Origin of the sequence: Pseudoalteromonas sp. AS84 (assembly GCF_038900255.1) — a bacterium.
Taxonomy (GTDB): Bacteria; Pseudomonadota; Gammaproteobacteria; order Enterobacterales; family Alteromonadaceae; genus Pseudoalteromonas.
Genome location: NZ_JBBMQY010000014.1, coordinates 77,224 through 102,319, shown reverse-complemented (window position 1 = coordinate 102,319; position 25,096 = coordinate 77,224). Strand labels below are relative to the sequence as shown.

Sequence of the window (25,096 nt, the reverse complement as noted above, 5' to 3'; positions counted from 1 at the left end):
TTTGCTCAAAGCTGAACGCGAGTTTTTTAACTTATTATAATAGAGCCAAGGGTTGTATAAATGCCCCAAGTCCAGGTGTTCTAGGCTTAAACTTAAACTTAAACTTAAACTTAAACTTAGGGTGTTTAAATTAAAAGTTAATAGTTTAAAGTACCGCGAATTGGGTAATCATTTTTAGGATCGCGGATCCATGTAAGTCCACCTACCAACGTTTTTAAATTTGGGCGACTAACAGGGTTATTTGCAATATCAATCACATGCAATTTACCGTGCTCGTTTACTACAAATAGGCCCGGTTCGCTAAAGTTATGATCGGTTTCTTTTGCAAAACGCGGCTTAGAAATATATAAACCCAGATCCTGCATCGACTCTTCGGTTAAGCCATATGCAATAGGATACGAAATATTTAAGCTTGCCATGTGTTCTTCTAGTTGCGCTTTAGAGTCGCCCGACACCGCAATTACACCTATGCCTGCATCGGCCAGTGCCGATTTAACTTCTTCTAGCTCATTCAAAAAAGATGTACAAATAGGGCAGTGTTTACCACGATAAACAAAAATAGCTTGCCACGGTAATCCATTTTCCGACTTTCCTAAATTAATTTCGCTGTCATCAATAAGCGTCACTTTTACTTGAGGAAATGTATCGCCAGGATGTAATTTTTGCGTGCTCATAAATAGCCTTAATTAATAATAGGATAAGATTTCAGCGGCAAATATAAATGAATTTGAGCGAGTGTTCAATAATTAATTGAGCAATCGTTCAGTTTTGTTTATAGTGAGTTCAGCTACACCGATTTATGATGTTTGACTAAAGCATATTTATGACTTACACCAATGCAAAAATTGGTAAATTTAAGTGTTTTGTTTGCACTCTCTAAAAGTTAGGATTTTATTATGATTAAAGTTTCAGTTCTTTATCCAAATGCAGATGATGCCCAATTTGATTTTGATTACTATTGTAATGTGCATATTCCTTTAATAGCAGAGCTATTAGGGGATGCATTAATTAGTAGCTCTGCAGATGCTGGGCTTGCTGGCGGTGCGCCAAACGAAGCGCCAGCATATATAGCGATGGGTCATCTTGTGTTTGAATCGGTAGAATCATTTCAAAATTCATTTGCACCACATACCGATAAAATTTTGGCCGACTTAGTTAACTTTACAAACACGCAGCCACAAATCCAAATTAGCGAAATTAAGCTATAAATTTATATTTAAAATTAAGAGGCAAATATGGCAACTACACTAGCATTTGACGTATACGGCACGCTAATTAACACCCATGGTGTGCTTTCACCACTCGACGACATGATTGGCGACAACGCCCAGGCATTTTCAAATACATGGCGCGAAAAGCAATTAGAGTATTCGTTTAGACGCGGCTTAATGCAAAATTATATTCCTTTTTCGCTATGTACAAAGCATGCACTTGATTACGCCTGCTTAGCGCACAAAACCGAGCTAAGTGAAGATCAAAAAGGGCAACTGCTAGATCTTTATAAAAAACTTCCTGCGTTTGACGATGTAAAAGCAGGCCTTGAGCAATTAAAAGCAAAAGACTACCGTTTGTTTGCATTTTCAAACGGCGCTGCCGACGCGGTTCATACTTTATTAGAAACCGCCGGCATTAGTGAGCTTTTTGAAGGAGTAGTAAGTGCCGACGACGTTAAAACTTTTAAACCAAACCCTGGGGTTTATAGCCACTTTTTACGCGAAACAAATTCAACGGGCGCAAACACATGGCTTGTATCAAGTAACCCGTTTGATGTAACCGGTGCCATATCGCATGGTATGCGTGCAGCGTGGATACAACGATCTGAAGAGTCTATTTTCGATCCTTGGGAAATACAGCCAAATACTATTGCAACCGACTTACTCGATTTAAAAGCAAAATTAGAAAGCGTTAACTAATTTTCTATTCCCTCTTTTGCTCAGGTATTAAGTGCCATGAGTGTAAAGGGGGTTTACGTTTTAACTATTTACTCCCGCCTTTATTAGCTCAATTACTGTATTCATACGTTTTGCCAACGGCCTATTTCGGTGATGGCACACATAAATAGATTCACTAACCGGATATTCTAAATGATGTGTGTTTATAAGTTGTGGCTTATTGAATGCGCCAACAGCATGAGCAGGTAATACCGTAAAACCTAGCCCTAAGCTTACAGGTTCTAGTATTAAACTAATTTGGTTAGAAAATCCCGTACGTCTTATTTGGTCAATATGCTCAAACTCACTGTAGTTTTCGCTTAGTAGTAGCTGCGCATGATGGCTTGCATCGGGGTGAGCAATAAACCCTAGTTCACACAGGGTTTGCCAATTAGGCATGTTTATACCTGCAGGCGTTACAAGTAGTAGTGGTTCTTGGCTTATTTTATGGCTGGTTAGTTCGCTAAATGTTGGAGCTTGAGTTAAAAACCCGATGTCGGCACTGTGATTTGCTACAGCTTGTTCAACACTTACATTGGGCGCAAAGCGGTAATCAATAATCAGTTCTTTATGCTCAGATTGCAGTGCTAATAATTGATTATAAAACTTTAGACCACAGCTGCCCGGAGATTGAATCTTTACCGCTCCGCTGTACGGCGAATCATCTTTTAATTGTTGTTCTAAAAATTGCCAATCTTTAAGAAGTAGGCTGCCCTGCTGATATAAGTTTTGGCCCTGAGGGGTAAGCGAAAACTGCTTACCATGGCGCTCAAGTAAAGCGCAGTTAACTTGTTGCTCTAGCTTTTTAATGTGCTGACTTACACCAGATTGAGTCATATAAAGGCGCTCAGCTGTTAGGGTAAAATGATTTACCTCAACCAAAGTGCAAAACGTGTTTAACCATGTAGGGTTTATCATTACAAAACGTACTCAAAATGATGATTAATGATAATTTTACTTAATATTGGTCAATTCGTAAACTAACTCCATCAACTAGTCACAAGATAAGTCACACGTTAAAGAGGAAGCATTATGAGTCATACATATCCACGTAGTTTTTCGCACATTGGTATTTCGGTTCCCGACGTTGAAAAAGCAGTCGAGTTTTACACTAAGGTTATGGGTTGGTACACAATAATGGAACCGACTTTAATTACTGAAGACAAAAGCCCAATTGGCGAAATGTGCACAGAAGTATTTGGCGAAAAGTGGGAAAAATTTAAAATTGCGCATCTATCTACAGGGGATCGTATTGGTGTCGAAATTTTCGAATTTAAAAACCAAGAAAACCCAAAAGACAATTTTGAATACTGGAAAACAGGCATTTTTCATTTTTGTGTTCAAGACCCCGATGTAGAAGGCTTAGCTGAGCGTATTGTAGAAGCTGGCGGTAAAAAACGTATGGAAGCCCCTCGTTATTACTACCCGGGTGAAAAGCCGTACCGCATGATCTACATGGAAGACCCGTTTGGTAACATCCTTGAGATTTACAGCCACAGCTACGAGCTTATTTACAGCGCAGGCGCTTATTAAACTTAGCTAGTTTAAAAAAGTTTAGCTAAAAACAAAGGCCGCAGTACTTATTACTGCGGCCCTTTAGTTTTTTACATGGTTAAATTTTTAAAAATGCTAACTTTTAGCGCCAAGCGAGCTATGCAGAGCATTTTTATAAGCCTCATACGCGGGGATGGCTGAGGTAATAGTTGCGGCAACAGTAATAACGGCTATCACTTTTAGTGTTTCTACATTAAACATGTTTGCATTTAAAAATAAGCCGTACGTCGCGCCTAGCCAATTTCCTAAAAGCCATATAGTTAAACTTAGCAAAGCCGTTGCGGCAGCGCTTGCCAGTATGACTAAAATTAACGCTTCTACCAGTACTAAGCTAAAAATAACGCTTGGCCCTGCGCCCAATACACGTAGCACGGCAATTTCGTTTTTACGCTGCGCCATAGAGGCAAGTAACATGGTTGATAAACCAAATAACGACGATACCAATACCAAAATACCAATAACGCGTAATAGGTTTTCAACTGTTGCCATCATTTGCCAAAGTTCACTCATAGCAACACCGGGTAACACGGCCATTAATCTATCGGCTTTATAGTTGTTTATATCGCGCTGTAATTTAAAGGTTGAAAACTTAGACTTTAAACCTAGCATTACTGCGGTAATGCTCTCGGGTGTGGTGTTTACCGAGTCTACATTGTTAAGTAATTTAGCTTGTTTTACCGGTGATAAATGTATGGCTTCAATGGCGTTTAAGCTTACATGTATGGTTTTATCAACAGGCGTACCTGTGGGGCTAAGTATGCCTTTTATAATAAAGGGAGTGTTGTCGTGATGGGTAAAGCTCGTGTTACCAATACCATGAGCAATCACTACGCTTTGGCCAATTTTATAATTAAGTTTTTTGGCTACATCGGCCCCTATTACAGCTTCAAATAACGTGTTAAATGGCTGGCCGCTACTAAAAGTAAGTGGTTGCTTAGTGCCGTATTTAAAGTGTTCAAAGTAGCTATTACTAGTGCCCATTACTCTAAAACCACGGTGCGAGTCGCCAAGCGAAATAGGAATTGCCCATTTTACTAATGAGCTGCTCTTTAGGGTTTCATAGCTTTTATAATTAATATTACTGGTGGGGCTACCCATTCTAAATATCGAGTAAAGCAGCAGATTTAACTGCCCACTAGGTGCGCCTACTATCATATCTACATCTGAAATGGTTCTGTTAAAGCTCTCTTTGGCTTGCTGGCGAATATGCTCAACACTTAACAGCACGCTTATACTTATAAGTAATGATAAAAACGTAAGTATGACCGATTTACGCCTACTGGCTAAGCTGCTCCACGCTAACGATACTAGCATTTGTTACACTCCTCTTTTAAAAGCGAAGTTACATCAACACTTAGCTTAAAAAATTGTTGTAAGTGCATATCGTGACTTACAAATACAAGCGTTATGCTGTGCTGCTTACATAAATCAATTAGTAAGGCCATAAATGCATCGCGCGATGCGGCGTCTAATGCCGAGGTGGGTTCGTCAACTAATAACAGTTTAGGTTTATTTATTAAAGCGCGGGCAATAGCCACACGCTGCTGCTGGCCAACACTTAATGTATTTGCTGCTTTTTGCAAAATAGTCGTAGGTAATTTGAGCGCTAAAAGCAGAGCGTTCGCCTCTTGCTCTATTTTCGTATTGCCTGTTTTTGCAAAGTAGCTAGCTAGTTGAATGTTTTTTAACACACTTAAGTACGGTATTAAATTAAATTGCTGAAACACCACACCAATGTTCTGTGCTCTAAATTTATCGCGCTTTTTTGATGAAAGCGTTGAAAATGCTTGCTCAAGCAAGTTTATATCGCCACTTTGCGATGTGAGCACGCCTGCTAATAAATTAAGTAATGTAGTTTTACCTGAGCCAGATTCGCCGTGTAAAAATACCTGCTCCCCCTGTTTTACTTGCCAGTTAGGAATATAAAACGAGGTTTTGTCGGCTTTGTGGTACTTATAGCTAAGTTGGTTAATATGTATAGCTAAGGGAGTAGAGGCCGAAGAAATTGTATTAGGCAAAGATAAGACTCCTATGGTTTGATAAGTGTTGATATGTTATAACGTTTTTAGTTGGGCAATAAGCTAATTGAGATGAAAATATGTCAAAAAATGTAACTAACATGGTTGCTTGGTGTGTTATTGCCTTGACCAGTTTAGTATTTACTTGTGAGTCAGCGGCTCAAAGTAAAAGCTACGAAGAAATAGAGTGGATTCAGTTAATGCCTAAAGATGATTTAGACGCATTACTTAATCCACCGGAGTATTTAACCGAAATTGAAGATGGCTCAGAGCAAGACACACTAGATAGCCTAGACGCCAAGCCGTTCGAAAACGAGCAAGGCAAACGCTATCAGCAAGCATTAAGCTCCGCACGAGTGATTGAAAGCTATAACAATAAGCATATTCGTGTGCCTGGCTTTATAGTGCCGCTTGAATCAGAAGAAGGTAAGCGCATTAGTGAGTTTTTTGTAGTGCCTTATTTTGGGGCGTGTTTGCATATGCCGCCACCACCGCCAAACCAAATAATTTACGTTAAATTTGAACAAGGCGTTGAGCTTGAAAGCCTATACGACGCATTTTGGTTTGAAGGAAAAATAACAATAAATACCGTAGAAAACGAATTAGGTAGATCGGCTTACGAGCTCAAGTTAGACCGAGTTTTACCGTACGAGGAATAATATGAATAAAAAATATCTGCTCTGCTCATTAATATTAGCAAGTGCATCTGTTGGCGTTAATGCGTGCGAGTTTCACTCTGGGGTTGGCTTAAATCAGTTTCATCCGTTTGCTCGTCAAAACTTTCAGACTCCTATATTTGAGCGTTTTTCTGTAAAGCACGCTAAACAAGTGCAAGTAAATGTTGGTGATACAAGCACAGCTAATTTTAGCTACTTGGTGCCAAAACGTTACAGCGCGGTAAGTGTTAAATTTGTAGCGCCACAAGGTATTAAACTTACCGGCGAGCCTTCAATATTATTAGAGCGTACACGCGGAATACACAGCTTAAAATACGTTGCTAATAAATCCGGTAAATCAGAAATTCTGGTTCAAATAAGCGGCTTTTTAAATACAAAACCTTTCACGCTAGAGCAAAAAATAGAAGTGACAGCGAGTTAAATACGCTGAGCTTAGAAATTTATAGGGCTAACATTGCGTAGCCCTACTTTTTAGTTCTAAATTAAAAATGATAAGTGCACTTTATTCGTTTTTACCACAACACTTTTTATATTTACGCCCGTTGCCGCATACACACGGATCGTTTCGACCTAGTTTAGGCGTGCCACGGGTTATTGGGCTTTGCGGTGGCGGGCAACAGCTTGTGTTAGTGCAGCCTGAGCCTGTTGGGGCTGGTGATTTATCGGTCATATTACTCTTCCTTTTTAATAGTATTTACCACGAACCATACATAGGGTTTGGTAGTAAAAATAATGATTTACCAAGCTTGGGTTGCAGCGTTTTTATATTGGTGCTTTCTTGTGTTACGCCGCTAAAGTCTTCTATGTTATCCCCCACCTGAAACTTAATAACCTGCGGTTGTTTCCAGTTATTTTGCATACCTTTTGGTGCAAAACAATCGGCGCTGCCTTGCGTTATTTGTTGGCGGCGAAGATCTTTATCGTTAATAAAGTGTTTGCCATCTACAGCGGTTTTATCGGCCTCTGAGCGGCCCATTAAACAGGTGTTTTCAACTGTTATAGGTAAGCCAACTGCTTTAAGGTTATTCCATGTGTGTACATCGTTTGCTTTATCGCGGTTAGTAACCAGTGCTACTTTGCCGCCTTGCTTGTAAAGCGCTTCTATAAACGATTTAGCACCAGGTACTAGCGTTGCGTTTTCGCTTTTTACCCAGGCTTGCCACGTATTTGGGGTATAACCTTCACCGCTCAGTTCGGTTTGTTTTTGATAGGCAGAGTTATCAAGCACGGTTTCATCTACATCCATTACTGCAACCCAGTTAGTTACAGATCGTGGTAGTTGCGCAACTGCTGTTTGAGCTTGTTGGTACATGTAAGTTGTTAATGCTTGATACTCTTTACTGGTTGTTTGCCATAAAACCGATGCTGATAGCGCATTTGTGTTATCTGTAATAGAAACCGATACCGCACAATGGTCGCTTAGCATGGCTTTATCATCCATATTTTTATAATTATGGACTTGGGCTGATTTTGCGATACTTTTAGCATCCATTTTACCCACAATTATATGATCGATAGGCGCAGGGTAGCGTGCTTGGCACCCTAATAACTGGCTGGTCGTAATACGAGTTGAGCGTTCATTACTTAATAAAGTACGGGTTAGTCGATTGTAAGGCGCTGATATACGGTGGTTAAAATCACCTAATATTACGTAAGGCGTGCCTGCAGTTTCGTGTTTTTCAACCCAGCTATTAAGCACTGGTGCTTGTTGTGCATAGGTTTTACACGCAGGTGAGTCGCTTTTAAGGTAGTCATCTACAAAGCAGCCGCTTTTCATGTGTACGTTAAGTATATCGGTTGGGCCGTTTGGAGTATTAACCGTTATTTGTAAGCCGTAGCGTAGCCCTGCTCTTTTTAAGGCTAATTGATCTATGGCAGCAGTATTGAGTACAGGCATTGCTTTTTTTACTGCAAAAGCTACTTTTTGTTGGGTTGATAAAGCCCCCGTTTGTCTGCACGTATAGGCTTTGCTGTCTGCTCGGGTAGACATAATAAGTTGCCAGTCGTCTTCAGAAAATATTTGCTGTAAGGCCGCTTTAGATCCCACTTCTTGTAGCGCAATAATATCGGCGCCTAAGTTTTTTGCATACGCTTTCATTGCTGCTATTTCGCTTGGTGTTCGTGTTCTACAGCCTGTATCGATTGGATAAGCAAGGTGCTCTACGTTCCATGTTGCCACCTTTAATGGCTGCGATACACTTTGCAAGGAAGTAACAACCTCACTATTTGGTGAACTCTCCACTACTTTTGTAGGAATAGTTGATGTACAGCCAATACTTAGCGTTGCTACACAGGTAATAGTTAATAAACTAAACGCATTCATTTTTTATGTCCTTTGGATTATTTTTGTTGCTGCTATTACTTGCGACTCATGAAGACTCTTCGTCAAGTATACAGTGCCTTATTTGTTAAATGTTCGCTGTTAATTAACGTCCTATTGTGGGAATTTTTGGTCGTACACCACGGCGTTGTGTGCGTGTAGGCTTTCTTGGTGTTCAACTTTAAAGTTGTAGTCGTAAATATTCGTTTTTTGTTCAAGGGCGTGCTTTAGCCTGCGCGCTGCATCTTCACAAAAAAGTAGGTTTTCGGCGTTTAATTTGGCAAAGGCTTGCTCGTCTTCTCGTTTTACCGCGGTTTGTACTGGCGTCCCTATAGCGTCTTCCATTTGTGTAATGAGAGAGGGTAAATCGGGGAGTTGTTTACCTTTTATACTCATATTTATATACGCATACGAGCGTTGGCTATGCGGTGTAGCTACACTGCCTTGCTGCGATGTGAGCCACTCTAATAGGGCGTTTTTATCAAGCTGCTGCTCTGTAAATTGCTCTGCTACGGCATCACTTAACGCTTGCCTTGAAAGCGCAGCCGAGCACGGGCAAGTGCTCGAATAAGGAATTGTTAGGCTAAGTGCTGTATTAATGACTCCATCAGTAATAGTTTTGCTAATAGCCACCGGATACGCCTGAAACCCAAATTGATTTGATAAAAGCGCCGGCTTATTTATTATAAGTTCAAAGGCTAAATCTATTTTTGCACTTAAGCTTAAGCCTTGCTGAGAGCTAAGTATGTTTTCAAGTAGTGTTGTTAAAACTTGGCCATTTAGTGGCTTATTAGCCAGTTGTTCATTAAGCAATAAATACAAACGCGACATATGTATGCCTTTTGCATTTGCTTTATCAAGGCTAACAAATATGCCTGCTTTGGCGTGAGTATGTAGTTGTTCACCTTTGTTATTTAAAATATGTAACGGCAGCGAAACCTCCTCCATACCGACCCATTGCAATGGGCGTGCATTAAGAGAGTTAGGCTGCGAAGTAATATCGGGCAAATGGCTTTTAGCATTCATAAATTTAAATATTCCGATTAACGATTAAAAACAAGAGGCATAGCAGGTTTACTTGGTTTAGTGACCGTTTTGCCATCGTAAAGGCGCTCGCCATTAACCCAGGTGCTTACTATTTTTGACGAAAATTCAACACCATCAAAAGGCGTCCAGCCGCAAAGGGAGCGGCAAGAGTCGTGGCTAACTTTTGTGGTTTGTTGTGTACTTACCAGCACTAGGTCGGCGTAGTAACCCTCTTTTATAAAGCCGCGTTTATCTACTTTAAAGCGCAGCGCGGGGTTATGTGCGGTTTTTTCTACCACCTGCTCTATGCTTAAGCGGTTGTGCTTAACGTGTTCTAGTAAGCTTAAAAGTGCGTGCTCTACTAAGGGCAAGCCTGCTGGCGCGTTAACATAATTGGTTTGCTTTTCTTGCCATGTATGCGGGGCGTGATCGGTGGCAATAATATCTATTTGGTTATTTTTAACCGCGTTTATAAGCGCATCGCGATCGGTTTTAGCTTTTATGGCAGGGTTACATTTTATTAAGTTGCCTAAGGCTTTGTAATCTTGCTCGCTAAAATATAAATGGTGTACACAAGCCTCTGCGGTAATGCTTTTATTGGCTATATCGCCTTTTGTAAATAAACTCAGCTCTTTTTCGGTGGTTATGTGTAATACATGCAATTGCGCATTGTACTTTTTAGCAAGCGACACCGCATACGACGATGAGGCATAGCAAGCCTGCGCATCACGAATTTTTGGATGGTCGGTAATACTAGGCACAATGCCTTGTTGCTCATAGCGCTGATTGTTTTTGCTAATGGTTTTACCATCTTCGCAGTGGGTAACTATAAGTACAGGGCATTCACGAAATATTCCCTCAAGAGCTTCTGGGTTTTCTACTAATAAATTACCGGTAGATGCGCCCATAAACACTTTTACGCCACACACTTTTTTAGGATCGAGCGCTTTAATGTCATCTAAATTGTGCTCGGTTGCGCCAAGGTAAAAAGAGTAATTGGTATAAGAATGCTGCTCGGCTATGGCGTATTTTTCTTCAAGCGCAGCTTTGTTTGTGGTTGAAGGGTTAACATTAGGCATTTCCATATAACTTGTAATACCGCCGGCCACTGCTGCACGTGATTCAGTTAATATAGAGCCTTTATGGGTAAGGCCTGGCTCTCTAAAATGCACTTGGCCATCTATCATGCCCGGCAGTAAGTACGCACCTTGCGCGTCAATTACATCGTCGTTTTCGCTCGCGGTTATGTTGGGGGCTATGCGTTCAATAAATTGGTTGGTAATGCGTACATCAGCAAGTTGCGTTTTACCTTCGTTAATCATTTTGGCATTTTTTATTAGTTGGCTTTTCATGCTTACGGCTCTTATTTAGTCAGCAATTTATGTTTAATGGGTGCGAGTTGGCGGCTAAATATTAGCTTTGCCAGCTTATTACAGGATTACTGCGCGTTACTTCTGTTGAGCCCTGCCCCGTATTACTAATCCATTGCACGTTAAGCGCATTCAGCGAAGGCATTAAGTTAAACAACGTGACCGAAAAGCCCATAACCGGTGTTTTGCAGTTAAAATTGTAGGTGGCTTCAACATTATGATGATCGTGCTCATCGTGCTCATCGTGCTCATCGTGTTCTATGTGGCTGTGAGCAAGTGAGTTTTCGGTACTTTGTAAAATACACTGCCCTTTAATATCAATAGCGTGGCTACTGTTTTTTAATTGCTGAGCAAGTACGTTAATGGCATTTTTATCAGATGAGTTAGCAGCTTGGTGTTCAAACCCCAGTGCATCGGCAGCCGGAATAATAAACTGCATTTGCAGCAAGCTACCCTCTTGAGCAATAAGTAACTCACCTTCTCCATGCACATGCTTTTGCGCATGAGCACTAAAGCCCAGCCCTAATAGCAGGGCAACGCTCAGCCCTTTTTTAAACGTTTTCATAAGCTAACCCTTATTAAAAATAGAGCTAAATACATCAATTGTTATAATATAACATACTGGTCATGTCCTAAAAAGATAATAATTAAGGGCGTTTAACTAGTTATTAAAAGGGGTTACAGAATCAACGCGCTCTAATGTTTAAAAAGCTTTGTTAAACGTGGTTGTTAAAGGGTCGTAATTACGGGGATAAGTTTAGTTGTCGAAATTGATTAATAGGATTCAATTAAATCTGACAGCCGAATATGTGCCAGTGTAGGTCGATAAGCGAAGCGCCATCCGACACAGTAAAATACCTTTCCAATTATTATCAACATTTTAAGTGTCGAGTGGCTGGAGAGTGTCATAAGCGGACATTGAAGGTTTCTAATGTCTGAAGTCAAGATTTGATAATCATATAGAAAGCTCCTCGAGTTTTTCGATACAGTTGTGTTGACCAAAACATAAACTGTATCTCGAGGAGCTTGGTATGAAACTATATGGTGGAATTGACTTGCATTCAAATAACTGTGTTATTGCTATCATTAATGAGCAAGGTGAAACGCTTAGCTGTAAACGTTTAAATAATGACATGTATGTCATTTTATCTTTTCTAACCCCTTATAAAGACAAGTTAACAGGGCTTGTTGTCGAATCAACATTTAATTGGTATTGGTTAGTTGATGCATTAATGGATGCAGAATTTAAACTCCACTTAGGGAACCCTGCTGCAATCCAACAATATTCAGGCTTAAAACATGCTGATGACCATAGTGATGCACGTTGGTTAGCTGAAATACTACGTCTAGATATACTGCCTGAAGGCTATATTTATCCACGTGAACTCAGGGCTGTTCGCGACTTAATGCGCAAACGAATGGACATTGTTCAACAGTCCACTAAAAACTTATTATCGGTGCAAAGTTGTTACATGCGTCATCTTGGTTATAAGCTCGGTAGCAACAAAATAAAGCAAATGGCTGCTATCAGAAAAGGCGTTGATACTGAGCAGGTACACGCAGACTTTAGCTCAATGAATACAGCATTGTCGGTCATTTCCAACCTCTCATTAATACGCTGTGCTCAACAGCAAATTAATGCGATAGAGGGAGCTATTTTAAAACAAACATCACTCTCCCCTGAGTTTATAAACCTAACAAGTATTGATGGAATTGGGAATACGTTAGCACTGACTATTATGTTAGAAACCGGCACGATTAAACGTTTTGATAGCCCAGGAAATTTCTCATCGTATTGTCGCTGTGTTAAAGGGGCAAGGTACAGCAATGGAAAGAAAAAGGCGCGACTAATCAGAAGAATGGTAATCGTTATTTAGCGTGGGCCTTTACTGAGGCCGCTAATTTTGCAATTCGTTATAACCCAACAGTTAAAAAATATTATCAACGAAAACTGGCTAAAACAAACAAAGTAGTTGCGATTAAAACGGTTGCACATAAGCTCGCAAGAGCGTGTTATCACGTGCTTAAAGACAATGTACCATTCGATGAACACAAGGCGTTTGCTTAGCGCCTATTAAATAAATTAGGTTAACGTGTTGAGCTAGCAATGGGGTTCGTAAAACCATTAGATTTGATTAGGCCTGCATGTTAACCGCTCATATTTAAATACTGGATATGCCCAATGTTTGAGCCACAAAGGGTTGGTTATGTGTAAGCATAAACCACAGACTTGTTACAGCGCAGTGTGTAAACGCAGTCAGAAACTGGACTGACATTGGTACTAAACGATGACTGAGGCGCAAGCCAAGGGCCTTAATTAATCATCAATAATGCTTAATTAAACTGCCTAAATTCATATGGGTGACTGGTGCATATTCACACCAATTGACGTCATTACTAGGTGCGTAGTCATATTTAAATTGAGTTTAAATAATAAGAACACTTGGTTTTTGAATAAAAAGATCAAGAAAACACAGCTGTCTGCTTGACCGGAACTTTCTAATGGGTGACCCCATTCGCTTTAGCTTGTGCAACATGTTTTTCCCTGGGTAAAAAATACTATCAACCTTAAGAAAGCACTACTAATAGAACTTTGCCCTAGTGAATTTATGAACGACATAATGTATTTGTCAGGAACTTTTGCTCTTATCCACAAACAGGCTACATGTCAGTACCGCTGAGATTAAAAAACAAAACATTACGCTTAATGTAAATAATATAAAGTTTTCATTTTTTGATATAGCTGCTCCTTTAAGGAGTATTTCACCGCTATTAAGTGCATCTACTCCTACATAGATCATCAACGGAATTACAAAAAATGCATTGCTGAGCTTAATAAGTAAGTCCTTTGATGAAAGACTTACTAATTGAGAAGCTTCATGGTCTTCTTCGTCTCTATTTAATAGTTCGGCTTTTAATAGCTCAAAGCGTTCAGGGTACAAAGCCCTATCAATAGATGTAATAGCTTCTTGCAATTCGGTAACAGAATATTCTGAATAATTTGGTTCCATCTATTAAACCTTCTCCAGTACCTAGCGCCTGTGTAAGCGTTAGTCTTTGATACTTATTAGAAAAATGATTTTAAAGTGTAGCCACATTGAACTAACTCTTTTGCTACTTGGTTTTTCCATGCACCAGGATCATCAATAGTGACATACAAAACACCACTTATATCATTTGGAGTTTCAAGAGCCCCTTTAACTAAAGGGCAGACATTTTCTCGACCAAGCTTCGCAATAAGGTAACCATGTTCAAACACTACATTTTGTCGTGCTCTATTTTTTGGAGGGTTTGGCTCTGTTATAGCTCTCCCTAAATCACATGGAGTATATAAAACAAGAGCAAAATCAGCATCATTTGAATAATGTTCAATTTTTTCAATAATTGTCATTCCTGCGTTAGCTTGCTCATGCAGGATAATAGCTTCTAAACCAAGTTGCTCGACAAAGCGACTTACTTCTTGTTTTACTTCGTTGTTATGTCCATGAACAATAAACACTTTCCGTTTGTTACGAGGAACTTCTTTAGCTGGAGGCACTGGTGTATTTGTAGTAGTTGGCATTATTCCCTGAGTTGGTTGCCCGAACTCCAATTGATCTAATATTGGTGTGAACTCACCAGATAAATACGTACGTCTTTCGGCGTAACTACTAAATTTTGGCTGAATAAACCCCCAAAATGAATCTAAATTACGGTGCTGTCGTAACCACTGAGGAAGCATTGGTGCAAGATTAGAATTACTCAGCAATTCAGAGCGTAATGCTTCAAATTCACCTGAGTCAGATGCAAGTCCAGTTGCTCTTGCAGTGAGCAAATTCAAAAGGTAGCTAACCTTATCGAAATCCGTTTCTAAAAATTCAATACTCAATTAGATCTCCTATAATTCAATCTAGAACGTAAAAGCACAACAATTTTGCGTATATTCCTGCGGTTGTCACGCTCATTTTCTACTTTACACAGTTTTAACAAATTACCTAAGATATTGCTATCAAAAGCTATTTAATATTTACAAGCAAAGTTAAGGCATATCAATGCGCGTTTCGCTCATTTCCTTGATTATGTAAGTAAGCAGCAGTTTGGCTGGCTTAATAGGTATTATAAGTATATGATATTGATAATTATTTGCATTAAAGAGTGTTGAAGGTGTGTATGAATAAGTCTATGTTAACTCTGGCGTTAGTTACGGGGTTGAGTGGTTGTAGCACAACAGCCACGGTGCCTGATAAAAGCTCATCGCTTTACTACTCAGCACTTTATAATGCACAAGCAAAGCCTGTTAGCTCTGTATTATTAGAGCCCAAGCTATTAAATGCCGATGTGGTTTTAGTGGGTGAATTGCATACACATCCGGGTGTGCATTTATTTCAGGCTGAGTTATTTGAGCAATTAAGCAAAAGTAGTAAACGCTCAGCCCTGTCGCTTGAGCAATTTAGCCGCGCGGATCAGCATACTTTAAACCAGTACGTTAAGAGTGAAATTGGTGAGCAATACTTAATTGATAACACCCAAGCGTGGCCTAACTACAAAAGTGATTACCGTGCGCTGGTAGAGCTGGCAAAAACGAACAATAGCGATGTAATAGCTGCAAATGCCCCTAAAAATATAGTCACCTGTATTGGCAGGCAAGGCATAAGTTACCTAAGTAAACTTGATGAAACACAGCAGAGCTATATTGCAGCCGCTATTGATACATCCCCCAGTGATTATAAACAACGTTTTATGACCTCAATGCACCATGGCACGCCAAGTCAAAACGAAAATTATTATGCTGCGCAAGTTACCTGGGATGAAACAATGGGGGAGTCTATCGTTAACTATTTAAATAATCATAAAGATGCGCAGGTAATGCATATAGCGGGCGATTTTCATGTGAAAAATGGCGAAGGTATAGCGCGAGTTATTAAGCGTTTAGCGCCAGAGCTTAGGGTTGTGTGGATATCGCCGGTTACAAGTGTGCAAGCTAACCAAACAGGGTATCAGTTGCAAGTTAACCCTTTGCCACCCCGTTATGTACAAACACAGCATCAACAAGCGGCTTTTAAAGCGTTAGCCAAACGCGGCGAGCAAACAGTTTGCTTATAAAATGACGACATAGTTAGTGAATTTCTTAACCAGAGCTCAGGTTAACTATGTCGTCATGTATTTAGTTTAGTTATTTCGGGCTTGATTGGTTAGCGCAACCAGCGCTTTACGAACCTCTAACGGGCTGTTGCACTGGGTATTAAAGTTAATAAAGTAATTACGCTTTTGGCTTTGTATATAAAAACCAGTGGGTAATAAGCCGCTCATTATTGGGGTGTTATCAGCTACGCTGTAGTGCTGCATTAATATGAGCGACATAGCATCTTGATGGTCATCGTTCATGTGACTTATCATGCTTTGCTGCTGGTTTTCATCCCAGTTTTTTGCCTCATCCTGCCATTCGTTTTGTTCAAGCCAAAATATTTTGCCAAACCCGCCAATGTAACGTACTCGTACTACGTCTAATTGCCATAACTGAAAGTCGTGCGCGTTGCGGTAGCTAGCGGCTTCGGGGTATAGGGCAATATAGTTATTAAGTAAAGTGTGTGCTTGCTCACTTGGTACAATAGAGCCATCACCTACAAGCGTTACGCGGCCGTGCTCGTTTTGATCGCCACTGTCGGTGGCGTCAAATACGGTAAGGCTCATACGTGAGTCGTGCTTTAAGTTTTTAGTGTGCTGGGCTATATCGCTAATAAAAAAGTAAACACGGCCTTGTTCGTCGCACATATAGGGGGTTACTGAGCCGAACGGGTAGCCGCGAAAATTATTAGAAATGGTCGACATGACACCTGCATTGGTTTTGTAAACCAAGGTGCGTGCATCGTTTAATGCTTGCTCTCTCATAAAAACTCCTGACGTTGAGAAAAAACCATGGGTGCATCGTTATAAGGATGAGGGTTTACGTGCAGTTTCATGGCGTACATTTGTTGTAAGTTTTGTTCAGTTAATACGGTGTTTATAGGCCCACTTTGCAACACTTTTTTGTTGTGCAGTAAAATAGCATCGGTTGCATAAAGGCTGGCTAAATTTAGATCGTGTATTGCAATAATGGCGCTGTTACCCTGCTCTACAAAGGTTTTAACGCAGCTGAGCAAAGCATGTTGGTGGCGCATATCAAGTGCTGATGTAGGCTCGTCGAGCAGCATTAGTTTTGGCTCGGCCGATTGTGTAAAGGCATCGAGTTGCGCTAAAGTACGCGCCATATGAACACGCTGTTGCTCTCCGCCCGAAAGCGCACTTACGCGGCGAGTTAAATACTGGTTTAAATCCATAATAGCGGCATATTTATGTACTTTTTCGCTTTGCATTTTTAATGACTCTACATACGGATAGCGACCCATTGCAATAAGCTCAGATACATTAAAATCAAACCCTACGTGGTTAGCTTGCATCATGACTGCGCGCTGTGTTGCAAGGCGTTTTTTAGCGTGAGAGGCCAGCGGCTTAGCATTAAAAAGTACACTGCCTGTAAAGGCGTGCATACCTGCTAAGGTATGCAGCAAGGTAGATTTACCTGCGCCATTTTCACCAAGTAGTGCGACAAGTTGCCCTTGTTTAGCGCTGCCATTAATAGCGTTTAAAACGCTGTGATTATCAAAGCCAACGCTTAGGTTGTTAAACGTGATCATGACCAACCTCGCTTATTTTTCACTATTAAATAAATAAACAATGGCGCACCCAATAACGCAGTAATAATGCCAATGGGTAGCTCTGATGGCATGATCACAATGCGTGCTAGCCAGTCAGAAAGTAGCAATACCACTACGCCAATTAGCATACAAAGCGGCAGCATATTACGTAAATGCGGCCCCACCATTAAGCGGGCAATATGCGGGACTACCAAGCCAACAAACCCTATTAAACCGGTAAGCGCTACAACCGCACCTACCCCTAATGCAACGAGTATAATGACATACAATTTAAGCTTATTGGTGTCTACTCCTAGGTACTGAGCTTGTGACTCGCCAATAAGGAGTAAGTTCATGGGATTTTTTAACCGCCACAGGCCAATTAGGCTGATAAACAGTAACGGTGCAGCTTGAATAATCGTGCTCCAGCTTGCTCCGCCTAATGAGCCCATGGTCCAATAATTTATTAATCGTAGCGCGCTATCGTCGGCAAAAAAACTCAGTAGCCCAATAACAGCGAATGCTAACGCGTTAATAGCAACCCCCACCAATATAAGTGTGGTGATATTAATTTGCCCTTGCTGCTTGGCAATAAAATATACCAGCGAGGTAACACCAAGCGCCCCTAAAAACGACGCATAAGGTAAATACAACTGAGCGTTAAAATTAAACTGCGCGCTAAGTGCTATAAACGCCACTGCAACCATTGCCGCACCTGCACTAATGCCAATAATAGATGGATCTGCCAGCGGGTTACGGCACAACGCTTGGGTTGCCGCCCCTGTTTGGGAAAGTACCAACCCTACTAATACAGCAAGCACAAAACGCGGCAAACGTATTTGCATTACTACATTAATTTGCAGCGCATCAAACTGATTAAAGTACTCGGGCGCAAGCCAGGCAATAGCTAAACGCCAATCCCATCCTGCAGGGCCGTACCCAATGCTTAGTAGCGCCAAAGCAAAAATACAAACAGAGGCTAATAGCATCCATTTATGAGTTTGGCTAAGTGTTATAGGCACAAAGCGGCTCAATGTTAGGGTGTTCATAAGCGGGTTTTATACTCGTTAAGCTCATTAATTGCTGTGGCAATACGTGGCGACATGCCAAGCGAAAGCAGGCTATCCATTACAAGTAAGTTACAGCTTTGCGCTGCTTTTAATAAGCGTAGGTTCGGTTGCTTACAAAAAGCCTGCTTGCCGCCAATGCTTTGTACAACATGCTTTGGCGCAACTAAAAAGTCAGGCTGATTTACAGCAAGTACTTCGGTATTAATTACTTTAAAGCCTGAATGTGTAGCGCCTATATTAGTAATGCCCGCATAGCTAAATAATAAATTAGGGACGGTTTCTTGCCCTGCAGCAACAAGCCCGCGCTCATTAGCTGAGAGTAAAAATAGCGCGCTGTGTGTCTGCGCTTTTGCTTTTTCAGGTAATGAGTCTGTAATGTGCGTAATAAGTGATTGCGCTTTTTGCTTGGCGTTTAAGTCGGTACCAAGGCGTTTAATTAGCTCAAGTAGCTCATTTACTGAGGTGGGCTTTTTATAATGAATTAGTTTAACCCCAGTTGCCTCAATTTGTTTAAGTGCTTGGCTTCGCCCTGCGCCTTCAAGCGCTAATAAGGTGGTTGGGCGCATAGAAAGCACGCCTTCTGCCGCTAATTCACGGTAATAACCCACCTGTGGTAATTGCGTAGCTTGCTGTGGGTACATACTAGATTGATCAACCGCTACAAGGGTACTTTGTTTGCCCAGCGCATAAATTATTTCTGTAAGGGTGCCGCCAGCACTAATAACGCGCTCCTGTGCAAGTGCAGGTTGAGCGACTAAAGCAAACAATATAAATAGGTATTTCATTACAAACTCCGGCTTTTATTTTTCGGCTATTATAACTGGTTAAATCTAAATGAAAATGATTATCATAATTAATTGATCTTAATTTGACTTAGTTGTAACATCCTCGCCATAAATAATAACTATTATCATTTGGAGTTAAAGTGAATCCCTCTACATTTAAATTTACTGCTATAGCAACCTTATTACTCGGATCGGGCACTGCATTTGCCGAAAACATAATTGACGATCATATTGTTGTGAGTGGCTCGCGCTTTGAACAAAAGCTTAAAGATGTAACAGGCTCAGTAACGGTTATTACCGAGCAAGATATAGAGCGCCAGCTAGCTGTAGATTTACAAACCATGTTTAAATACGATTCAAGCATTGCAACCACAGGCAGTGGCGCAGGCGCGCAAACACTTACTGTACGTGGTGTTGGTGGTAACCGTGTTGTATTTATAAAAGATGGCCGACGCACCAACGATGGTTATGCAGGCGGAGGGGGATATTTAGTTGGCCGCAATTACTTTGATGTAGCAGGCGTAAAACAAGTAGAAGTAGCCAAAGGTGCTGCATCGTCTTTATATGGCTCTGACGCACTCGGTGGCATTGTGGTTATAACCACTAAAGATCCAAGCGATTATTTAAAAGATAACAGCAGCTATGTAAAAATGGCACTGGCGTATCAAGGTCAAAGTAACCAAATTGCTGCTGATATTACCGGTGCAAAAGACTTAGGCGACTTTGCAGTAAGCGCAGTTTATAGCCATCGCGACAGCGAAGAAGTTCAGAATTACGACGAAAACTTACCCGGTTATGATGCAAAGTCGGACGCTTTATTAGTTAAATTTGAGCAACAGCTTGATGAAAAACGCACACTTAAATACACCCTTGATTATTTTAATCAAACGACTGAGCAAGTAATTACTCCTGCCGTTCAAGAAACCGAGGAAGACGACACTAGTTGGTCACTGGCGCTGGATTATCATTCAGAAGTAGCTACAGCTGCGTTTGATAAATGGTACGGGCAAGTGTCTTACAGTAGTTACGAGCAACAAAGCGATGCAATTAGTGGCGCAAGCACCTACACCGATTATAACGACTATCGTTTTGAGCAAAATATTTTAGGTTTAAAAGCAGTATTTAATAAAGGCCTTAAAGGAGAAACCACCGATCACGAAGTGGTATACGGAGTTGATATCGACTTATACGACACCACTCGCCCACGTTTAAAAACACGTGTTTTAGCTGATGGCACGGTTGATTTTACAGACCAAAAACAAAAAGCATTCCCGGGGGCTGACACCTCTTTAATTGGCGCTTATGTACAAGACAGTATTTCGTTTAAAAACAGTGCCTGGTCGGTTATTGCAGGCGTGCGATATGATTACTACACCCTAGAAGCTAAAAGTGATGAGCTTTACGCTGATGCGCAGCTTGATGATATTACCGAATCTGCTTTCTCGCCTAAGCTAGGTGTTATATACCAAGTGGATGATAACTTATCGTGGTACGGGCAATACGTACGAGGCTTTAAAATACCACCGCACGACCAAGCCTATCAAAGCCACGGCGTTGAGCCGTTTTATCAAATATTACCAAACGCCGATTTAGACCCAGAAAGCAGTGACTCATTTGAGCTTGGGCTTAGGTACGCCAGCAGCGATATTAGCGTAAACTTAAGTGCTTTTTATGCAGCATTCGATGATTTTATTGAAACCGCCGTAGTGGGTGTTGAGCCAACGTACATTCCTAATGTAAACAAAGCTTTGTATCAATATCAAAATATTAGCGAAACACAAATAAGCGGTGTAGAAGCAGGAATTGCCATGTATGTTGCTGAAAATATACTACTTGAGGCAAACGTAGCCTATGTTGATGGTGAAAACAAAGAAACCGATCAGCCACTTACCAGCATTAGCCCGTTAAATGGCTCAATATTGTTAAGTACAGAGCTGGGTAATATTAACTGGACCGCTGCGTTGCGTTTAGCTAAATCGCAATCGGATGTAGTACTTGATGCAAACGATGATAAAACTACGCAAGGGCATGGTTACGGGGTTGTTGATTTATACGCAAACTACGAATGGCAAGCGTGGCAGCTAAATGTAGGTGTACTTAACTTGCTCGATAAAGAATATGTACCTTTTGAGTTGATTGCAGGTCAATCGCAAAGTGTTGATTTTAGCCAATACACCCAACCTGGGCGTAACTTTTCAGCAAGGGTAAGCTATCAGTTTTAATTAGGGCTAAACAAATGGCAGTAAACGCTGCATGGGTATGCAGCGTTTGCCTGCCACATATTTACTCAAGTCAAATTACTTAATGGTGAGTATATTCAGGTACACCTCTACATACTTAATGCCCATTAACACTTTATATAAACAGCACTTTTAAAGCTAAAATCGCCGTTATTTATAAATTAATTAATCGCAAAATCTTTTGTTTCTAAATAGCTGGGGGCGTTTTTAAAGCACGCACTTAGCTTACTTGCAAGCGTTGTATTTATTGCGCTGTCGCACTCTAATTCCCCGTTATACTTCCCCTTAATAAGCGACACTAAGCTTAACGAGTCATAGCTTGGTTTACTTTGTATTTTATGAATTACCACCCCCTGTCCTGCTGATACCTTTATTAAATCAAACTCTGCTTTTACGGGTTGTGTAATAGCGAGTTTTTTTACATATAACGGGTTTTTAAAAGTCAGCTTTGTCGAAAACAGGGCCGTACCTCCGCGTTCAAAATGACCATTAAACACAGTGGTATTTAAAATGGGTGTCTTCTTATTTATTAATAAGTTTAGGTTAAACTTACTTGGTAAAATAGTGATCTGGCTTTGCTCGTTTGCTGCTTTTCTTAAAGCATCTTTGATTATTTTTAAGTGGGTATCACTTGTAGTTACTTCATACACTATTTGGTAGTCGTGGGGAGTAGTGTATAAAGGCATGTGACTGGCAAGCACTTTATCGTTTGCTAATATAAGCGCCATGCCATGAAACCCTACATAGCTGTGGCTCTTATGCGTATTTTGTGAATTGTGTAGGGGAGTGTTTGCTAAAACTGTTGTTGAAAACAAAATAAAAAATAGCAGTAGGTGTTTCATGTTTATGCTCTAAAATTAATATAGCGCTACTATAAGCTGATTTTTATGTATAAATAATCGATAATAAGTTGTTAGTTGTTTCCTCTTAATCAATACGGTTTGGTACAATGCATTTAGATGACATTGAAAAAGTAATTCACGTGGCGGGTTCGCAAAACCTGCACACAACCGCTAAGCATTTTAATGTTACCGCTGGTGCGCTTTCTAAAACCCTAAAAAAAGTTGAGGCAAGCTTAGCCACTAAACTATTCAATCGTGTGGGTAAAACCTTAGTACTTAATGATAAAGGCAAAGAGTTTGTTAAGCACAGTAGCGATTTAGTTCATAACTACCAACAGCTCACTAGCCGCTTTAAAAGCGATAATCATAAATTTAATGCAGTAATTGCAGGCCCTGCTATTTTACTTAAAAGTGGTTTAAAGAGGCTGCTTATACCACTTAGCCACCTGCCCTGCTCGGTACGAATAAATAATGTGTTTGAGGGCGAAGCCATAAGCCAAGTGGCGTCGGGAGCTGCGCATATTGCGCTGGTTACTCGCGAGGCATTATACAACAGCCAGCATACTAACTTAGTGGCAGTTGACGTATTTAATACAGGGTTTAGTGTAGCAGCGGCACGCACTCATAATTTAGTACAAAAAAAGTTATTAGCTCTAAGTAAAAGCGAGTTTGCGCAATCAGCTTTTGCTTGTCCGCTGTTTTCACCCTTGTGCGGTTTAGAGCAAGGTATTGGTTCTGATGGTTGGCAAGATGAAATGGCTGAACGTAATATTGTCTTCAGGTGTAGCGACTACAGTGCTCTCATTGAGGTAGTACAAAGTGGTTTAGCACTTGCGTATTTACCAGACTTTGTGATTGATGATTTAGCACTTACAAAAATAACTGTAAAGGGGGTTAACAGTCACTACAGCGAAGGCATAGTAATGATTTACAAACCATCAACAGCAGATGGCTGGCTTAATAAACTGATGCACTCTCTGTAAAGTATTTATCACTTTGAGTTCAATGTAAAGTTAAGCTGCGCTTAGCTAATATCAGCCACTACACATTGGTTACGACCATGCTCTTTAGCATGGTAAAGCGCTTTATCGGCACATTTATATACTTGGGCAATATCAGTACTATGCACAGGCCAGGTCGCAATGCCTATAGAAATAGTGATGTTACCTATAGTGTCCATCTCCGTCGACTCTACTGTTTTACGTAAGCGCTCAGCAATTTTAAAGGCGCTTTGGCTATTTTCATTAGGTAGTACAAGGACAAACTCTTCACCGCCGATTCTCGATACTATATCGTCTCTTCTTGATAGTTTTTTAATTATATTTGTTAGCGAAACTAAAGTTTCGTCACCTTTGTCATGTCCAAAAGTATCGTTAACGCGTTTAAAAAAATCGATATCAATTTCTAATATAGCGAATGGGGTTTGCTTTAGTGTTAGTTGGTTAAGTAGGCCGTTTAAGCTTCTTCTGTTATGCGTATCTGTTAAAGGGTCTGTTTGTGAGTCATGGCGCAGCACACCTATTTGGGCTTGTAATAATGCAACTTCTCTTAACATAGCTAACTTCAGTTTCTGACTTTCAAAATACCACGACTTCACATTTTTAAGTTTTTCTAAGCTTGAAGGATCATCGAGTGTATTTGCGTTATCGGCTAAGCGTTTTAGTGGCCTCGCTATAAAATGTGCAAATAAGCCAATAAAAATAAACGTGACTAATGCCATCGGTATTGTTTGCTTAACCACTTCAATGGTTAATGTATCAAGGGAGGAGAGTGTTGATTTTAAAGGTCTCTGTGCCACTATTCCCCAATTAGATAAAGTAATAGGTGCATAGCCTGCGAGCATTGGCTTGCTTAAGCTATTAATAACTGTTGAAGTGCCCATTTCGCCACTTACAACAGCGTCAATCACAGAGTTGTTAGCAATAACGTTGCCGATTCTGGCAGGTTCTGGGTGATATAAAATGCGCTTATTTGAGCTAACAACATAAAGATATGAGCCACCTTTGTAATAATGCTGCTCTAGAAGCTCATTTAAAATGTTTTTTTCTTTTAAATAAAGAGAGCCACCAATATAGCCTAAATACTTACCTTCAAAATCAAACAAAGGGTGCGATATAAAAACAATTAAATTATCAGCTGCTGACAAATAAGGCTCACTAATTAATGGACGTTTTTCTTTTAGGGCTTCTATTGCACCAGGGGATTGTATTTGTTGACCTATTATACTTTCTAAACGAGGTGATGTAGCTGCAATAACGCCGTGTACATTTATCACAACAGAGTTAAAACTATCAGTTTGCTGATTTAAACGAATAGCTTCATCGTTTAGTAGTTGAGAATTATTTGGAGATTGTTCAATAATTTTAGCTGAGTATTCAAGCTGCTGAAGCGCAGACTTTAAAAAGTTATCAGTAGCAGAGGCTAGTTTTTGAGCATAGGCTAAATTACTTTTTAGCGTGTATGATGTTAACTGCTCTTTTTGAACCTGGTAAGTAGAATAAAAACTCCCTACCAATGTGCTCAGTGCTGCAGAGAGTGCGAGTAGCAATATAAGAAATCTTAAATTTAAAGCAGGTAATAATTTATATAGCAAAGCTTGCATCCCAAAGC

Annotated in this window: 26 protein-coding genes; 9 read left to right on the top strand and 17 right to left on the bottom strand. The window is 40.4% G+C overall.

Going from position 1 to position 25,096, the window contains the following annotated elements:
• Window positions 1–137: 137 nt before the first annotated feature.
• Window positions 138–674, bottom strand: coding sequence for a redoxin domain-containing protein (locus WNY79_RS14485; RefSeq protein ID WP_024600352.1), 537 nt, complete (start codon window positions 672–674; stop codon window positions 138–140).
• A gap of 222 nt (window positions 675–896) precedes the next feature.
• On the opposite strand from WNY79_RS14485, the gene WNY79_RS14480 reads away from it, so the two are divergent.
• Both WNY79_RS14480 and WNY79_RS14475 read left to right on the top strand, forming a co-directional pair.
• The gene (locus WNY79_RS14480) at window positions 897–1,208 is read left to right on the top strand and encodes an EthD family reductase (RefSeq protein WP_342876202.1); all 312 of its coding nucleotides are present in this window, start codon (window positions 897–899) and stop codon (window positions 1,206–1,208) included.
• A gap of 27 nt (window positions 1,209–1,235) precedes the next feature.
• Window positions 1,236–1,913 carry a haloacid dehalogenase type II gene (locus WNY79_RS14475; RefSeq protein ID WP_342876201.1) on the top strand — a complete coding sequence of 226 codons (678 nt, stop codon included), beginning with the start codon at window positions 1,236–1,238 and terminating at the stop codon, window positions 1,911–1,913.
• A gap of 60 nt (window positions 1,914–1,973) precedes the next feature.
• Here WNY79_RS14475 and WNY79_RS14470 read toward each other — a convergent pair whose 3' ends face one another.
• Window positions 1,974–2,849 (bottom strand): LysR family transcriptional regulator, encoded by an 876-nt coding sequence (locus WNY79_RS14470; RefSeq protein ID WP_342876200.1) that lies wholly within the window; start codon window positions 2,847–2,849, stop codon window positions 1,974–1,976.
• A 114-nt stretch (window positions 2,850–2,963) separates the two neighbouring features.
• Between WNY79_RS14470 and WNY79_RS14465 the strand changes: the two genes are divergently transcribed.
• Window positions 2,964–3,464, top strand: a complete 501-nt coding sequence (locus WNY79_RS14465) for a lactoylglutathione lyase family protein (RefSeq protein WP_002959229.1) — start codon at window positions 2,964–2,966, stop codon at window positions 3,462–3,464.
• A gap of 96 nt (window positions 3,465–3,560) precedes the next feature.
• On the opposite strand, the gene WNY79_RS14460 is transcribed toward WNY79_RS14465, so the two are convergent.
• Window positions 3,561–4,799 (bottom strand): ABC transporter permease, encoded by a 1,239-nt coding sequence (locus WNY79_RS14460; RefSeq protein ID WP_342876199.1) that lies wholly within the window; start codon window positions 4,797–4,799, stop codon window positions 3,561–3,563.
• Window positions 4,793–5,458, bottom strand: coding sequence for an ATP-binding cassette domain-containing protein (locus tag WNY79_RS14455; protein WP_342876207.1), 666 nt, complete (start codon window positions 5,456–5,458; stop codon window positions 4,793–4,795). The genes WNY79_RS14460 and WNY79_RS14455 overlap by 7 nt, the downstream gene beginning before the upstream one ends.
• 125 nt (window positions 5,459–5,583) lie before the next feature.
• On the opposite strand from WNY79_RS14455, the gene WNY79_RS14450 reads away from it, so the two are divergent.
• Window positions 5,584–6,162: a DUF3299 domain-containing protein gene (locus WNY79_RS14450; protein WP_024600359.1), complete on the top strand. Its 579-nt coding sequence runs from the start codon at window positions 5,584–5,586 to the stop codon at window positions 6,160–6,162.
• Between the two features lies 1 nt (window position 6,163).
• The gene (locus tag WNY79_RS14445; RefSeq protein ID WP_024600360.1) at window positions 6,164–6,601 is read left to right on the top strand and encodes a hypothetical protein; all 438 of its coding nucleotides are present in this window, start codon (window positions 6,164–6,166) and stop codon (window positions 6,599–6,601) included.
• 81 nt (window positions 6,602–6,682) lie between these two features.
• Here WNY79_RS14445 and WNY79_RS14440 read toward each other — a convergent pair whose 3' ends face one another.
• The 5 genes from WNY79_RS14440 to WNY79_RS14420 form a co-directional block, all read right to left on the bottom strand.
• Window positions 6,683–6,850 (bottom strand): SEC-C metal-binding domain-containing protein, encoded by a 168-nt coding sequence (locus WNY79_RS14440; RefSeq protein WP_342876198.1) that lies wholly within the window; start codon window positions 6,848–6,850, stop codon window positions 6,683–6,685.
• Window positions 6,851–6,874: 24 nt separating this feature from the next.
• Complete coding sequence (locus WNY79_RS14435; RefSeq protein ID WP_342876197.1) at window positions 6,875–8,503, bottom strand: HAD family acid phosphatase; 1,629 nt, start codon at window positions 8,501–8,503, stop codon at window positions 6,875–6,877.
• 111 nt (window positions 8,504–8,614) lie between these two features.
• Window positions 8,615–9,526: a GTP cyclohydrolase FolE2 gene (gene folE2, locus WNY79_RS14430; RefSeq protein ID WP_342876196.1), complete on the bottom strand. Its 912-nt coding sequence runs from the start codon at window positions 9,524–9,526 to the stop codon at window positions 8,615–8,617.
• Window positions 9,527–9,543: 17 nt separating this feature from the next.
• Entirely contained in the window at window positions 9,544–10,878 is a 1,335-nt protein-coding gene (locus WNY79_RS14425; protein WP_342876195.1) for a dihydroorotase, read from the bottom strand.
• A 61-nt stretch (window positions 10,879–10,939) separates the two neighbouring features.
• Entirely contained in the window at window positions 10,940–11,461 is a 522-nt protein-coding gene (locus WNY79_RS14420; RefSeq protein WP_342876194.1) for a DUF2796 domain-containing protein, read from the bottom strand.
• A gap of 466 nt (window positions 11,462–11,927) precedes the next feature.
• Between WNY79_RS14420 and WNY79_RS14415 the strand changes: the two genes are divergently transcribed.
• The gene (locus WNY79_RS14415; RefSeq protein ID WP_342876193.1) at window positions 11,928–12,773 is read left to right on the top strand and encodes a transposase; all 846 of its coding nucleotides are present in this window, start codon (window positions 11,928–11,930) and stop codon (window positions 12,771–12,773) included.
• Window positions 12,774–13,526: 753 nt separating this feature from the next.
• Here the strand turns inward: WNY79_RS14415 and WNY79_RS14410 are convergent.
• Together WNY79_RS14410 and WNY79_RS14405 are read right to left on the bottom strand one after the other, a co-directional pair.
• The gene (locus WNY79_RS14410; protein ID WP_182752528.1) at window positions 13,527–13,907 is read right to left on the bottom strand and encodes a hypothetical protein; all 381 of its coding nucleotides are present in this window, start codon (window positions 13,905–13,907) and stop codon (window positions 13,527–13,529) included.
• Between the two features lie 56 nt (window positions 13,908–13,963).
• Entirely contained in the window at window positions 13,964–14,764 is an 801-nt protein-coding gene (locus WNY79_RS14405; RefSeq protein ID WP_342876192.1) for a nucleotide-binding protein, read from the bottom strand.
• Between the two features lie 281 nt (window positions 14,765–15,045).
• Between WNY79_RS14405 and WNY79_RS14400 the strand changes: the two genes are divergently transcribed.
• Window positions 15,046–15,978: a ChaN family lipoprotein gene (locus tag WNY79_RS14400; protein WP_342876191.1), complete on the top strand. Its 933-nt coding sequence runs from the start codon at window positions 15,046–15,048 to the stop codon at window positions 15,976–15,978.
• A gap of 66 nt (window positions 15,979–16,044) precedes the next feature.
• Here the strand turns inward: WNY79_RS14400 and WNY79_RS14395 are convergent, their stop codons facing one another.
• From WNY79_RS14395 to WNY79_RS14380, 4 genes are read right to left on the bottom strand one after another with little or no spacing between them, the layout of a single operon-like run.
• A complete protein-coding gene (locus WNY79_RS14395) occupies window positions 16,045–16,764 on the bottom strand; it encodes a DUF2470 domain-containing protein (RefSeq protein WP_342876190.1) in 720 nt (239 codons plus the stop codon).
• Window positions 16,761–17,549: a heme ABC transporter ATP-binding protein gene (locus tag WNY79_RS14390; protein WP_342876189.1), complete on the bottom strand. Its 789-nt coding sequence runs from the start codon at window positions 17,547–17,549 to the stop codon at window positions 16,761–16,763. The genes WNY79_RS14395 and WNY79_RS14390 overlap by 4 nt, the downstream gene beginning before the upstream one ends.
• The gene (locus tag WNY79_RS14385) at window positions 17,546–18,598 is read right to left on the bottom strand and encodes an iron ABC transporter permease (protein WP_342876188.1); all 1,053 of its coding nucleotides are present in this window, start codon (window positions 18,596–18,598) and stop codon (window positions 17,546–17,548) included. Before WNY79_RS14385 ends, WNY79_RS14390 begins: the two co-directional genes overlap by 4 nt.
• Window positions 18,595–19,404 carry an ABC transporter substrate-binding protein gene (locus WNY79_RS14380; RefSeq protein ID WP_076924887.1) on the bottom strand — a complete coding sequence of 270 codons (810 nt, stop codon included), beginning with the start codon at window positions 19,402–19,404 and terminating at the stop codon, window positions 18,595–18,597. The genes WNY79_RS14385 and WNY79_RS14380 overlap by 4 nt, the downstream gene beginning before the upstream one ends.
• A 140-nt stretch (window positions 19,405–19,544) precedes the next feature.
• Between WNY79_RS14380 and WNY79_RS14375 the strand changes: the two genes are divergently transcribed.
• On the top strand, window positions 19,545–21,626 hold the full coding sequence (locus WNY79_RS14375; RefSeq protein WP_342876187.1) for a TonB-dependent hemoglobin/transferrin/lactoferrin family receptor: 2,082 nt from the start codon (window positions 19,545–19,547) through the stop codon (window positions 21,624–21,626).
• Between the two features lie 179 nt (window positions 21,627–21,805).
• Here WNY79_RS14375 and WNY79_RS14370 read toward each other — a convergent pair whose 3' ends face one another.
• Complete coding sequence (locus tag WNY79_RS14370; protein WP_342876186.1) at window positions 21,806–22,486, bottom strand: hypothetical protein; 681 nt, start codon at window positions 22,484–22,486, stop codon at window positions 21,806–21,808.
• A 107-nt stretch (window positions 22,487–22,593) separates the two neighbouring features.
• Here WNY79_RS14370 and WNY79_RS14365 point away from each other — a divergent pair, with 107 nt between their 5' ends.
• On the top strand, window positions 22,594–23,469 hold the full coding sequence (locus WNY79_RS14365) for a LysR family transcriptional regulator (RefSeq protein WP_342876185.1): 876 nt from the start codon (window positions 22,594–22,596) through the stop codon (window positions 23,467–23,469).
• Window positions 23,470–23,510: 41 nt separating this feature from the next.
• On the opposite strand, the gene WNY79_RS14360 is transcribed toward WNY79_RS14365, so the two are convergent.
• Window positions 23,511–25,034: a sensor domain-containing diguanylate cyclase gene (locus WNY79_RS14360; protein ID WP_342876184.1), complete on the bottom strand. Its 1,524-nt coding sequence runs from the start codon at window positions 25,032–25,034 to the stop codon at window positions 23,511–23,513.
• Window positions 25,035–25,096 lie beyond the last annotated feature (62 nt).